The organism is Devosia insulae DS-56 (genome assembly GCF_000970465.2).
In the GTDB taxonomy this organism is placed as follows: domain Bacteria; phylum Pseudomonadota; class Alphaproteobacteria; order Rhizobiales; family Devosiaceae; genus Devosia_A; species Devosia_A insulae.
Genome location: NZ_LAJE02000335.1, coordinates 20,635 through 33,728, shown reverse-complemented (window position 1 = coordinate 33,728; position 13,094 = coordinate 20,635). Strand labels below are relative to the sequence as shown.

The 13,094-nt window shown below is 65.8% G+C and carries 13 protein-coding genes; 3 read left to right on the top strand and 10 right to left on the bottom strand.

Annotated features, from left to right (window positions below; genetic code table 11):
• Nucleotides 1–252, top strand: a 252-nt coding sequence (locus VW23_RS29340) for a hypothetical protein (protein ID WP_210184499.1), incomplete at its 5' end; no start/stop codon positions are given.
• A 40-nt stretch (nt 253–292) separates the two neighbouring features.
• Here the strand turns inward: VW23_RS29340 and VW23_RS22045 are convergent.
• From VW23_RS22045 to VW23_RS22035, 3 genes are read right to left on the bottom strand one after another with little or no spacing between them, the layout of a single operon-like run.
• Nucleotides 293–2,011, bottom strand: coding sequence for a glycosyltransferase family 4 protein (locus tag VW23_RS22045; RefSeq protein ID WP_069911647.1), 1,719 nt, complete (start codon nt 2,009–2,011; stop codon nt 293–295).
• A complete protein-coding gene (locus VW23_RS28370) occupies nt 2,008–4,065 on the bottom strand; it encodes a glycosyltransferase (RefSeq protein ID WP_084646375.1) in 2,058 nt (685 codons plus the stop codon). Before VW23_RS28370 ends, VW23_RS22045 begins: the two co-directional genes overlap by 4 nt.
• An 8-nt stretch (nt 4,066–4,073) precedes the next feature.
• Complete coding sequence (locus tag VW23_RS22035) at nt 4,074–4,346, bottom strand: hypothetical protein (protein ID WP_069911646.1); 273 nt, start codon at nt 4,344–4,346, stop codon at nt 4,074–4,076.
• Between the two features lie 297 nt (nt 4,347–4,643).
• On the opposite strand from VW23_RS22035, the gene VW23_RS22030 reads away from it, so the two are divergent.
• Together VW23_RS22030 and VW23_RS22025 are read left to right on the top strand one after the other, a co-directional pair.
• A complete protein-coding gene (locus VW23_RS22030) occupies nt 4,644–5,447 on the top strand; it encodes a bestrophin-like domain (protein WP_069911645.1) in 804 nt (267 codons plus the stop codon).
• Nucleotides 5,448–5,451: 4 nt separating this feature from the next.
• Nucleotides 5,452–6,207 carry a class I SAM-dependent methyltransferase gene (locus tag VW23_RS22025; RefSeq protein ID WP_069911644.1) on the top strand — a complete coding sequence of 252 codons (756 nt, stop codon included), beginning with the start codon at nt 5,452–5,454 and terminating at the stop codon, nt 6,205–6,207.
• A 260-nt stretch (nt 6,208–6,467) separates the two neighbouring features.
• Here VW23_RS22025 and VW23_RS22020 read toward each other — a convergent pair whose 3' ends face one another.
• The 7 genes from VW23_RS22020 to VW23_RS21990 all read right to left on the bottom strand — a co-directional run bounded on the left by VW23_RS22020 (nt 6,468) and on the right by VW23_RS21990 (nt 13,050).
• Nucleotides 6,468–7,988: a winged helix-turn-helix domain-containing tetratricopeptide repeat protein gene (locus tag VW23_RS22020; RefSeq protein ID WP_244513697.1), complete on the bottom strand. Its 1,521-nt coding sequence runs from the start codon at nt 7,986–7,988 to the stop codon at nt 6,468–6,470.
• A gap of 104 nt (nt 7,989–8,092) precedes the next feature.
• Complete coding sequence (locus VW23_RS22015; RefSeq protein ID WP_069911642.1) at nt 8,093–8,929, bottom strand: type II CAAX endopeptidase family protein; 837 nt, start codon at nt 8,927–8,929, stop codon at nt 8,093–8,095.
• A gap of 76 nt (nt 8,930–9,005) precedes the next feature.
• Entirely contained in the window at nt 9,006–9,716 is a 711-nt protein-coding gene (locus VW23_RS22010) for a GIN domain-containing protein (protein ID WP_084646374.1), read from the bottom strand.
• Nucleotides 9,717–9,933: 217 nt separating this feature from the next.
• Nucleotides 9,934–10,191, bottom strand: a complete 258-nt coding sequence (locus tag VW23_RS22005; protein ID WP_069911640.1) for a hypothetical protein — start codon at nt 10,189–10,191, stop codon at nt 9,934–9,936.
• Between the two features lie 218 nt (nt 10,192–10,409).
• Nucleotides 10,410–11,357, bottom strand: coding sequence for a nucleoside hydrolase (locus VW23_RS22000; protein ID WP_244513696.1), 948 nt, complete (start codon nt 11,355–11,357; stop codon nt 10,410–10,412).
• Between the two features lie 2 nt (nt 11,358–11,359).
• Nucleotides 11,360–12,196, bottom strand: coding sequence for a carbohydrate ABC transporter permease (locus tag VW23_RS21995; RefSeq protein WP_069911639.1), 837 nt, complete (start codon nt 12,194–12,196; stop codon nt 11,360–11,362).
• The gene (locus tag VW23_RS21990) at nt 12,196–13,050 is read right to left on the bottom strand and encodes a carbohydrate ABC transporter permease (protein WP_069911638.1); all 855 of its coding nucleotides are present in this window, start codon (nt 13,048–13,050) and stop codon (nt 12,196–12,198) included. The genes VW23_RS21995 and VW23_RS21990 overlap by 1 nt, the downstream gene beginning before the upstream one ends.
• Nucleotides 13,051–13,094 lie beyond the last annotated feature (44 nt).

Genomic DNA, 13,094 nt, shown 5'->3' with positions numbered 1-13,094 from the left:
GCCGACCCCTCGATTGCCCTGGTGACGTTCCACTGCTCGATCGATCGAGTGCCGATTGAGGGGCTGCAGAAAGCGCAGGAAACCATTAGGCTCAAATGGCATGGCAGGCTCCAAATCAAGTCTCGCAACTCGATTTTATGCCAGATCACCTGGCGGTGCCTGCCTTGCACCACCCCAAACAAACAAAAATCCCGGACACTAGTGAGCTTTCGCTGGGATGACACCGAGTTTTGGGCATTGCGGTGGGCCTGACCGCCAGCACTTGCAGTCAAGACCCCTCGCGCCCGGGCCCTTACTGCCGCGCCTTGCGCATCGTCTCAGCTGCCTGATGATCTCGTGGGCGGGTCCGCACCGGAGGCGCGACCAGCGACATCAAAGCAGCGGCGATCTCGGTGGCGAACTGCCGGGGTTGATGCAGGCCGGCCGTCGCGGTGGCGGCCAGGGCCATTGCCTCGCGGCGCCAGGCCGGGGTCGCTGCGGCGCGGCGGATGGCCGCTGCGAGCGCACCGGGTTCGTCGCTCGAGTAGAGATAACCCTCGCGCTGATCCTCGATGATCGCCGCGATAGCTCCGAGCGCCGGGCTGATGAGGGGCAGTCCGGCCGACAGCGCCAGCATCAGGCTGCCCGACGTGCTTACCTCCTCGAATGGCAACAGGACGAAATCGGCGGCGGCCAGCAGGTCGCGAACCTCGTCATCGGTCTGGTGTCCGCTGAGCACGATGCAGTTGCCCGGGGCCGCGGCGCGTGGGTCGTAGCGGCCGGCGCGGCCGGCCAGCAGGAACCGCACCGGCAGATCGGCCAGCTCGGCGGCGACGTGCAGCAGCGGTTCGATGCCCTTGTAGCGCCTGATATTGCCGAGGGTGAGAAACAGCGTTTCGTCGTCGGGGACGCCCAACCGAAGCCGCGTGCCGGCGCGATCCGGGGCGGTATCGGCCGCAGCGTAAGCCGGGTGCGAAATCACCACTATCTTCGCGTCGCTCGGCAACATTGGCCGCAGCCGCTCGGCCGCGAGAGCGTCGTGCACATGCACCAGGTCGGCGCGCGCCAGCAACTGGCTGGCGAAGGCGCGGCTGAGCTCCAAGTCGGGGCTGTCATGCGGATCGTCGTTGTGGACGGTCCAGGCAAACAGCCCGCCGCGGGCGCGAAACGCGTCAATCAAGTGGACGAAAGCGGCCATCGCAGCGGGCTGGTCGATGACCCGGGCCTGCTGGGTGACGGCGTCCTGCCAATGGAGATGAAAGATCGTCGGTCGGCCACCGGCCGTGGCGAGGGCCGCCTCGAGCGTCCCCGCTGCAACCTCGATCTCAGTTTCGAGCCCGGCATACATCAGTGCCTGGTACGGATTTGCCGCGCGATAATCCGGGAAGAACAGCAGCAGCGGGCCCGCCGCGACAGCCGCCGGGCTGTCCCCGAGCACCGTCATGCTGGCGAGGCCCCATTTGGCGGCGATGAAATCCAGCCGGCGTTGCCGCCATAGCGCATAGCTCGCGTCGTCACCGCCGAAATGGCGGCGCGGCGGCAGGTATTCGAAGCTGTAGCCATGCCTGAGGAAGGGGGAGAAATGGGTGGATCCGGTGATGAAGACCGGGGTGAAATCGCGTCTGCTGCGCGACACCACGGTCACCGTCTCGACCGCCTCCTCGATCTCGGCCTCGGTCTCGCCGCCGAGAATGTAGCCGACCGCGAGGTAGGGCTGCTCCTGGATGGCCGCACCCATATGGCCGGGATAGGCGAAGAGAGTGGGTCTGGTGAGGGGCGGGGCAGCAAGCAGCTGCCGCGCCCAGCTGGCGCGGGGTGCGAGGCGCGGCTGCGGTCTCTCGTCGTCGGCCTGGGGCTCGCTGCGCAGCGTGCCGAAGCCGATCCGCCGCGTCTCGGCGCGCTGCGCCTGGGCTTCGGCGAGCGACGCGCTGGCGCTGCGTAACGCCGTGGCCTGGGCCTCGAGATCGCGCAGGGCCCGGGCGAGGATTCTCGCGAGATCGGGCGGCCGAGGCTCTGATGGTGGCGGCGTCATCGGGCGAACTCGGCAATCAGCTGAGCCGCCGCAATGGCCCCGTTGGGGGTGGCAAGACGCGCGCAATTGCGGCTGAGCTCCTGGCGATGGCGCGGCCGCATCAGCTCGTCGACGTGGTGGGCAAGCGAGGTGAGGTCGTCGGTGCCGAGGGCGTAGCCGCAGCCCGCCGCCTCGGCATAGGAGGCCCGGGCCATCTGGTCATCGAGTTCGGGCCGCATGGTGACGGCGAAGATGGTCGGCATGGCCGCGCCGATCAGTTCGTGAAAGCTGTTGTAGCCCGCCGCCGAGATGGCAAAGTCGAACGCCCTGAGGTAGCGCGCCGCCGGGTAGATCGACATATCGCGCACGCCCTCGACATGCCGGATCGGCCGGTGGCTGATCGGCGGCACCAGGTTGATCACCTGGATTTCGGGGTGCCGGCGCAGCACGGATATCACCTGGCTGAAGGCGTCGCTGACGTCGCGGACATTGCCCACGCCGAGCTGCACCAGTACCGCTGGCCGTGCCGGATCCAGGCCGAGTTCTGCCCGGGCGGCCGGCTGCGACAACTGCTCGCCGTCGTCGACGATGCGGATCGGGCTGGTGCGGATCACACCGTCGCGCCGGTTCGCCGTGGCCCCCTGGTCGCGGCTGGCGGCAAGGTCGTCCGGCTCGAGGATGGCGTCGAAATACTTCTCCTTGGCGAGCACCGGAGCATTGTCCTGGCTCGGTTGCCACATGCCGCGGCGCAGCCAGAGCAAAGCCGGGCCGCGGCGGACGGCGGCGACATCGGTCATGAACCGGTACGGATTGCCGCCATCGAAGACGAATGCGTCCGGCTGCTGGCGGGCCAGCATCTCGGTGAGCTCGTCGGCCATCCAGGGATAGGCGACGGCCGGGTCGAGATTGGCATAGCGGTGCGAGAGGAGCATTTCGACCGGGAAGCCGGCATCCTCGACGAGGCTGATGCCGCTGCTCAATGTCACGAAGCTGGGGGACACATCGGGGGGCAGCCGGCGGGCGATGGCGATCAGCCGGGTAATGTGCCCGAGCCCGTCGCCGTTCGAGGCGAAGAGCATGACCCGCCGCTGCCTGCGCCGTGCCGGCGGAGCGGCGGGGGCGCCCAGCCAGAAGCGCATGCGCCGCCGATGCATCTCGAGCGGATCAAAGGCCGCCGAGCCTGCCCGGATGGGGCTCGAGAGGCCTTTGACGATCGCCTCGGCCACCGCCGCCGCCTCGACATAGTGCGGGCCTTTGCCGATCGCCGGCTTGAGATGCGGTGCCAGATAGACGGGGATGTCGGCCGCAGTGCAGGCGCCGATGGCCGTGAGCGGCAGGCTCGCCGGGCGGCCCTCGGGATAGTAGATGAACGCGGCGAGACGGGAAACGAAACGGATGTGGTGGCGGGCGTCAGGCGCCAGAATTGCCCAACCCGGAGCAGGCTGTGGCGGGGTGCCGACGACGTGGATGCGATAGCGGCGCTCATCCCACAGGCGAGCCCGCGTTTCGGCGTCTCCGGGCCAGTGGTCGATACCCGGCCCGACCGCTGTTCCAACGATGGGGCGGGAGCCATCCTGCCAGTGCAGCGCCGCCGGCGAGGGGGTGACCTGGCCATACGATTCCCAGATGGTGCCGAGGGTCGGCAGGCCTGCGTCGCGCAGGTTCCGCAGCGCATCATAAGTTGTCGCCGACCAGGTGATCACCTCGCCGAGAAACTGGACCAGGCGCCGGTGCACCAGTTCGAGGCGGCGAGCGGGCTGAGGCGTCTCGAGGATGGCGACAGCCCGCGAGGCGGCAAGGCGCACCGGCAGGCGCGGTCTGGCCCGGGCCACGAAAACCGGATCCGCGACGAGCACGAGGCTCGCGCTCACCGGCTCAAAATAGTCGAGAGAAAGCGCGATCTCGCTGTCGATGAGTTCGGTTACGGCCGGTGCGATCGGCGCATCGCGCCGGCCCAGATGCATGAGTCCGGTACGATGGCCGAGTTGCCGATTGAGCCGAACCTCCTCGACGAGGCGCAACTGCGCCTCGTCGCTCTCGGCGAAGTCCGCCAGATAGACGACGTCGAGTTCCATCGGACTGGCTAATAGATGTTCGGACTGCCCAGGGTGTCAGGCGAGGGGGTCGGCTCAGCAAGGACGAAATATCGCCTGCCGTCGGAGCCGGGTACCGGCCGCAGCATGGTCCATAGATCGAGCTCCCGGCAGGCGTCGTTGACCCCTGCCTGACACTGGATTTTCAGTTGCTCCTTATGGGCCTCAGCCATGGCCAGGGGATCGGACTGAGCCTGGGCCGAGCCGGCGCCGGCGGCAGTTGCGATGGTCAAAAGGGACAAAAAGCGGGCGACGGAATCCATCGTCACCTCCTTGTGCAATGTTGCGTTTGACCCTGTGCGGCCACCCTACGCACAATAATGGAGCAGGTCAGGCAATGGCCGGCCGCACGGTTGTCCCCGGGTTAGCGTCCGCCGTCAAACTTCCCCGACTATGTCCAGAAAATTCAATGCGATAGCGCAGCGGCTTTAGCTCAAGCTGAGTGGCCGGCGTTGGTCGATCGCTAAGGCAATGTGAGGCAGGCTTCTGTCCTTGGATGGGCTGGGATGAAGGAGGGACGGATGACGGACCAGCTTTCCGGGTATGGCTCAAGGTGAGCCATGGCGGCCCTTGTCGATGACATCCCCATCTATCTGCTGCTTTTGCTTATCCTGCTGAGCCTGGCTGCTGCAGCATTGCTTGGCTACCGGTTGCGTCGGATCATGGGCCTTGGGTCGGCAAACGGCAGCGACGGACAGGAAGCCTACATCGTGTCGGCCGTGCTTGGCCTGCTGGCCCTCTTGATGGGCTTCACCCTGTCGCTGTCGCTTGACCGCTTCGAAACCCGCCGCGCCCTCGTTCTGGTGGAAGCGAACGCTATCGGAACGGCGTACCTGCGCACCCAGTTGCTGGCTGAGCCACATCGCGGCCGGCTGAGCCGATTGATCGTCGACTACCTCGACAATCGCCTTGGTCTCGTGGGGCTGGCGGATGCGGAACTGGAGGCCAGGTCGACGCATAACGACCAGTTGCTCGCCGACCTCTGGGCTGCCGCTGCGGCGGCGTTCGACACGATCCGGGTCTACGATTTCTCGACGGCCTATCTCGACTCGATCAACGCCGTCATCGACACCGATACCTCACGGCAAACGGCGCGGGATGCGCGGGTGCCGGTAGAGGTGTTCGCGCTGCTCCTGCTGTTCACTCTCGCGGCGAGCGCCATACTGGGCTTTGTCCTGGTCGGTCCGCGGCGGCAGGTAGCGGCCGGCATGCTGCTGCTGCTGTTGGCATTGGCGCTGCTGCTGATGCTGGATATCGACCGTCCGTCCCTGGGCCTCGTCAAGGAGAGCCAGGCGCCGCTGGAAAATCTCCGGCGCTCGCTGGCCGCAACGCCGGCCGATCACTACGACCGCTGGCGGACGTAGCGCCATGGCGTTCGAACGCGACTGGGGCTGCCGCCTCATGGAGGGTCAAAGCGAGTTCCAGCGCGCGCGCCGAATTCTGGAGGTGGGCGGCGGAGACTTCCGGCGGGCCATCGCCCTGGCGCAGGCCTATCCCGACAAGCAGTTCATCTCGATCGACTTCCGCTACAGCACCGAGGCCAAGCAGAACGTCGCCAGCGCCGCCGGCCTTGACAATCTCAGCTTCGTCCACGCCAGCCTGAACGACCGGCTGTTCGGTCCGGAAACGTTCGACTTCGTATTTTCGATCGCGGTCATGGAGCATGTCGCCGAACTCGAGGTTTTCCTGGCTGAGGCTTTTGCGATCCTCACGGCGCGTGGGGTCTACTCATTCTTCGAAGCGCCGTTCTGGACCAGTCGCACCGGGCACCATTTCGAGCACGCCAACCCCGCGGTGAATGCCATCCTCGATGCCTACCAGCACATCGGTCTCGACGCCGACGGCATGCGCGCCTTCCTCGCGAGTTGCGACAAGCTGCCCTTCGATCCCGAGACCTGCATCCGCAAGATCTATCACCGCCCCGATCTGTCGCGGCTTTCCCCCAGCGAGACCCGGCGCATCGTGGCGGCCTCGCCGTTTACAATCGTCGAATGGACGGAGCGAGTTGATGGGCATTTCGACGAAGCGTCCGCGATCGCCGCAATGCAGGCACATGGCGACCGGTATACGCTGGCAGACTTCCGGGTGGGGGGTGTATTTGTGAGGTTGCTCAAGGCGGGGTAGGGCATCGCTGCCGTTGAGCTTCCTGGGGACGGGCCGGGGGTTTGGTACCTTCTCGCTCACCCACCGGCTGTCATCCCAGCGAAAGCGACAGGAACCCATTTCGCAGCCCGAGCCGGCGGTGAGTTGGGTCCCAGCTTTCGCTGGGATGACACCGAGTTTGCAGCGATTGCAGCGGGTCTGATCGCCGGTCTTGCAGTCAGCGCCCCCTACCGCGTTGGCGAGGGAGGCGACAGCCGAGCCGTGGGAGCTACCGATCGCCGCTACGCCCGCATGGCCTGCGCGATGCCCTCGAGCAGATGGTCGAGATCGGCCCGGTGCTCGAACGGCATGAAGTGCTCGGCATCGTGGAGCGGGTCGAAGTTCGGGTGATCGGGGTTGGTGCGGGCCTTTTCGATGTGAAGCCCGGCTTTATCCATCTTCCCCATCTGGGCGTAACAGGCAGCGAGGCGGCCTTCGACCCAGGGCGGCAGGCGGATCGGCTGCTCAAACGCCTCAGCCGCGGCAGCAAATTCGCAGAGACCGTAGAGCGCGAGGCCGGCATCGTAGTGATACCAGTCGGGGAAGATCGGATTGAGGCGCTTCGCCCGCCCGATCCAGTCGAGCGCCTCGAGCGGCTTGCCGCGCAGGGTCAAGAGGAAGCCCATCTGTTCGACTGCGTCGGCGTCATAGTGGTTGATCGACAGCGCCCGCCGGAGGTCGGCTTCGGCCCCGGCGTGACGGCAGAGGAAAAGCCTGATCAGTGAAGTCACCCGCGGCCCTACCGCCTGGGTCGGGGCGAGCGTGGTGCCCTTGGTCGCCGTCTCCAAGGTTTCTTCCAGCACCTTTTTGGGGGCTCGGCCATAGCCTCCCTCCATCAGGTTGGCGAGCGCCAGATAGGCGTAGGCCAACCCGTAGGTCGGATCCTTGGCGATGGCGAGCTCGAGGTCTGCCCTCGCCGATTGCGGCCGGTGATAGTTGTGGCCCCGCATATCGGCGACGGCCCGCGTCACCAACGCATAAGCGGCGAGGCTCGCGGCCGGCTTGACCGCGGAACGGGCGATGCTGTCGGCGTCGAGACGCGACACCAGCCTGTTGACGATCTGCTCGCCGATCTCGCGTTGCACGGCGAACACCTCGACGTCCGCGGCTTCGTAGCGTTCGCCCCACAGCTGCCGCAGCTGTTTGGCATCGATGAGGCTGACCGCAACCACCGCCCCAGAGTCGGACCAGCGAACCGAGCCTTCGACGAGGTAGTCGGCGCCGATCCGCGCAGTGACCTCGGACCAGGACTGAGGCTCGTAGGAGGCGAACTGAAAAGATGAGTTGCGCGCCAATACGGTCAAGGAGCCGTAGTGCGCGAGGCCGGTGATGATGTCCTCGGCAAAGCCGTCGACGATCGGCTGGCGCGCGGGGTCACCACTTTCGTTGCGGAAGCGGAGCACGGCGACGATCGGCTGGCCGGTCGTTTCGGGTATCGCGTCGGGCTTGCCGTTCAGCATGTAGCCTCGTCTCGAGACGGTCCGGATCAGCTCCTGGCCTTCGGCGCCGAGTGCCTTGCGGATTTCGCTGATGGATTGAGTGAGGGAATCCTCAGTGACGTAGACGTCGGGCCACACCGTGTCCATGAGCTCGGACTTCGGCACCACACGGCCCATGTTGCGGGCCAGATGGGCCAGCAGCGAGTGCGCCTTGGGGCGAAGAAATCTCTGCTCGCTGCCTTCCGCGAGGATGCCTTTGCGTTCGTCGAGCCGGAACGCTCCGAACTCGAAGACCTGGTCGGCGGGCATTGTCTCGGCAGCCACGCTGTGCACTCCCGGCGGAAGGCAAGCATAGCGCAACATCAGGCCGACAACAAAGAAGACCCTCGCGAGGGTCTTCTTCCTTTCCGCGGGCGTCGGCCGCCAGGTCAGGCCAGCGCGCGGTTCGGCAGGTCGGTGGAGAGGCTGACGCCGTGGCGTGGGTCCTCCATCCGGCGGATCAGGATGAAGGCCGAGAGCGCCACTGCAGCCAGCGTCAGCAGCCCACTCTCGCCGGCCAGGTATTCGTAGGCCAGAGGGGAGGCGGCGATGGTCATGGCATTGAACAGGTTCCAGTAAACGTTGAACACGGCATGCGCGATGACCGCCGGCCAGGTGCTCTTCGAGACGATGCGCAGGTAGCCGAACAGGATGCCGGCGATGGTCATCGTGGTGAGGAACAGCGGCACGATGATCCAGGTGTTTCCCTCGCCGTGGTAGAAGCTGGTGAACAGGATGAAGGGCAGGTGCCAGATCGCCTGCATCAGGCCGCTGAGCAGCAGGGCCTTGCGATGGCCGAGCGACATCAGCTTGGGCAGCAGATAGCCGCGCCAGCCGATCTCTTCGCCGAAGCAGAAGATGAGCGTAACGCCGAGGCTGAGGAGGATGTCGAGGATACCGTCGGTGCGGAAGCCGGAAGGGTTGAACTCAGCAATCCCCAGCGACCAGACCACGCCGTAGGCGAAAACCAGGACGAGCAGCGGAAGCCCGGCAGCGATGGGCCACTGGCGCAGGCCAAGGCGCCGCAGGCCGAGCTCGGACCAGCCGCTCAAGCGATAGCCCTCGCGGGTAATGACGAGCTTCATCACCAGCACCGAAATGAGCGGCGTGAACATGACCAGCGCCACGGCGAACTGGCCGAGGACAGGCGTGACGAAGAGCGCGACGGCAACCGATTGCGCGAGTGTCATGGCGTAAAAGATCGAGGCCTTGGCGATGTCGTTCATTGGAAATCTCCCTCGTGAGGCGATCCGTGGCACGCCGAAGGGGGCGGCCAGCGGATCGTCAGATTGATGCGCTGGATCAGTAGAGAACGTCGACGTCGCCGCCGCTGCTCACCTCGTCGTCGACGTGCCGCGGATGACCGGCAAGGCTGATCCGGGCGGCGCTCGAGGCGGTGGCGTTGACATGCCCCTTGGCAAAAAACGTCGCACTGCTGGCACTCGACGCCTCGATGTCGAGGTCGCCGCACTCAAAACCCTCGGCAGCCACGGATGCGCTGCTCGAGAGCTGTATGTCGGCTGTGAGACACTGGCCGGTGAGCGACAGTTTGGCGCCGCTCGAGGCGTTGATCCTCGCAGACCTGGCATCGACCGCGCGCAGCACCAGCGTGCCGCCGCTCGACGCATCGATAACGATGTTGCCGCTCATGCCGGTCGCCTCGACGGAGGCTCCGGCGCTGGCATCGAGCTGATCGAGCACCGGCACCGAGACCACCACGCTGATCTGCCGGTCGCGAGAGGCGAAGACGTCCCACAGGTCGCGCTCGACCCAGGCGTTCAACTTGCCGTTGACGACCTCGATACGGAGATCTTCGAGGTCGGCGGCGTTGCGGGCGTCGACTGTGACGCTCTGAGCGGCACCGGCGACGATGGTGGCGTCGATGTCGGAGGCAAAGCTCGCTCCGGTGAACGGCTCGAACGCGAAGCTGCGTGTCTCGGCGAGGGCTGTGGTGGCACTCAGGGCGGCGATGAGGGCGGCGGTGAGCAAAGCACCGTGAATGGGGCGAAGCATTTGAAGTCCTTTGGTTGGGTTCTGCGTCGCGTTGTGCGGCGTTGCCCGTGCTCTAGACCCCAACCTCCAGGGACACCTGAGGCAGTTCTGATGCTTTTCTGAGTTCTGCAGGAGGGCGGCCACGAGGACGACCTGGAATCGCGAACGCCGCCGTAGGCGATGCCACGGCGGCGTTCAAGGCATAGGGTTCTGATGGCCTCGGAACCGTCGGGCGATGTTATGCCCGCCTCCGCCGGCCGCCGTGAATTGGGCGGCGCAGTGCGAGGCCGGCGCCAATGGCGGCGAGCATCCTGGCGATGTAGTGGTCAGCGCCCGCATCGGCCGGATGCGGCTCACCCCGCTGCCACCAAAGGGCGTGCTCCGCCTCGATCTGGGCGACCATGTCCAATCCGGCGACGGTTCGCACGTCGCCGGCGATCCGGCGGTGGCCGCGAACCGCGGCATGGGCAAGCGCCAAAAGTCCATATCCAGCCATTTGCTCCTCCAAGCTTGCCGGAGATCCCGGCGTGATGGGAGCATTTGCCTCGGGGACGCGCCCGGGGTCCTGAGGCTGTTCTGAAGGAATCCTGAATTCGGTGAGTGTGGGGTCGCGGGGACTGAGCGCGGCGCTGTACAGATCGGGTCGCCCTCACCGCTGCCCATACTCCGGCGGCCGACACCGGGTAGCCGCGCGTGTCGGCGCGTTGCCGGGCGTCAGTGCATTCGCGCGGCAAGCTTGGCGAACAGATCGCGCAGGATCGGGTCGCGATGAACGAAGGTGACGTAGCGCATCAGGTGGCGCGACCGATCGAAGCTGTAGGTGGTGTCCGAGGTCATGATCGGCGTCGGCACCAGAATGCTCGGCGCCCAATCGGGATCGAGCAGCCAGCCGACCGGGGCCATATCCCAGATCTCCTTGGACCAGCCGACGGCATTGTCGACGTTATACTGCTTGAATCGCTGCGCCAGGAACCGGCCGATCTCGCCATGCGGCTCGACCTGGTCCTCGATCTCGGGAATGGTGCTGTGCAGGTGCGATACCACCCCCATGCAGGGGACGACGACCATCGGCACGCCCGAGTCGTAAACGACCTGCACGGCTCCGACGTCCTGGCGCAGGTTGAACTCCTGCTGATGCGGCCAATCGAGGGCGTGACCGCCCAGCCAGATCACCACCATGCGGTCGGCAATCTCGGGCGCCACCAGCAGCGCCGAGGCGATGTTGCTGAGGGCGGCAATGGCGACGACGTGCAGCGGATCGTCGGGAGTGCTGGCGCGGGCGCGCGCCACGAGGTCATCGACGGCGGCGGCCGGCCGGGCGAGCTTGTCGGGGCCGACATAGTCGGTGACGCCCCGATAGACCAGGCCATCGGGCGGCGTGTCGAGCCGGTCGAGCAGGCGCAGGACCTCGACGTATGACAGCTCCATGCCTTCGCCGGGGCTGTTGCACCGGTCGTTATGAAAGGGCGCGGCATAGATCGCCTGGAGCTCGAAACGGTCAGGCGACAGCAGCATCTGCACGATCGCGAACTGATCGTCGATCTCGTTATAGGTGTCGGTATCGAGCACGCAGCGCAGCCGACCGGCGCGCGGCGCCAGCATCTTGAGCCGCTCGGCTTCGGAGAGCTGAACGACAGGACGGGAATTCGAAGAGCTGGACAAAGTCACTCCTTGCTGCCGGTCGCGGCAACGGAACTGGTGAAATATTGCTGGAAGAAGACGAAGATCAGCATCGGGATCAGCGACAGGAACGCCGCTCCCGCAAAGATCAGGCCGAAGCTGACATTGTAGGCACTCGAGAACTGCGCCAGCGCCACCGCCGCGACCTTCATGTCGTTGGACGGGGCGATCAGCAGCGGCCAGAGATAGGCCTGCCACTGGAAGATGAACATGATGAGCGCGGCACTGACGAGGGCCGGCCTCGAGAGCGGCAAGTAGATGCTCCAGAAGATGCGGAACCAACCCATGCCGTCGACCATCGCGGCCTCCCGCAGTTCCTTGGGAATGCCCTGGAAGAACTGGCGCAGCAGGAACACCGCGAGGCCGTTGCCGATCCCCGGCAGGACCAGCCCGGCATAGGAGTTCTGCAGATTGAAGCCACGCATGATCGAATAGAGCGGCACGGCGATGGCATCGAAGGGGATGAGGAAGCTGACGATCATCGTCGTGAACACCACGCCGCGGCCGGGAAACTCGATCACGGCCAGGGCAAAGGCGGCCGAGGCGCAGACCATCAGGCCGGCAATGACGGTGACGAGGGCAACGACGATCGAATTGACGATGGCTCGCGAGAACGATCCGCTCCACAATCCGACGATGTTGTCGGCGGTCAGCTGGTTAGGGATCAGCGTCCATGGGCCGAACGGATTGAGGAAGCGGAAGATGTCGGCCTCCGGCCGCAGCGCCGAGATCGTCAGCCAGTAAAGCGGCATGAGGAAGCACAGCGCGGTGGCGGCGATGACCACCATTCGCAGGGCCTGGCGTGGAGTGATGCGGTCCATCAGCGCTCGCTCCCGTCGCCCATCAGGCGGAACTGAATCAGCACGATCACCAGCACCAGGGCTACGAGAACCACCGTGGCGGCGGCGGCCGACCCCTGGTCGCCGTTGACGAAGGCGTTGGTGTAAATCTGGTTCATGATCAGGTCGGTCGAACCCTGCGGGCCGCCGCCGGTCAGGATGTTGACCGGGGCAAAGACCAGGAAGTTGGCGACCGTATCGGCGACGAGGACAAAGGTGAGGGGCCGGCGCAACTGGGGCAGCGTCACGTACCAGAACTTGTGCCAGCCATTCGCGCCGTCGATCGTCGCCGACTCGTAGAGCGACTTCGGTATGTCCTGCAGCCCGGCAATCAGCATGGTCATCCAGTAGCCGACGCCGATCCAGCTCACGACCAGCATGATCGAGCCCAGCGCCTGCTCGGGTGAGGTGACGAAGCGTTGCGGGCCGATACCCACCAGCTGCAGCAGGCTGTTGAGCAGCCCGTCGGGTCGGTAGGCCACGGCCCAGATGACGGCGGAAACACTCTGCGGAATGGCGACCGGCAACAGTACGGCGGTGCGCCAGAACCCGGTCATCGGCAGCTTGTTGTTGAACAGGATGGCGAGGCCCAGCGCTGCCGCAATCTGCAGCGGGTTGATGATGAAGGAAAACAGCAGGGTCACCCAGACCGAGTTGAGAAAGCTCGGGTCGGTGAAGATGTAGAGATAGTTTTCGAGGCTGTAGCTCGAGGCGCGCGGCGCCAGCAGCGACTGGTGCACGGCGATTGCCGCCGGCCACAGGCGCAGCAGGACGACCGAAACGACCGCCGGCAGCAGGAAGAGCGCCGCGACGCGAATGTTGGACCATCTGGTCATGATGTACCTGAACCGACCGGCCGGGGCGCAGGGCCCCGGCGGCC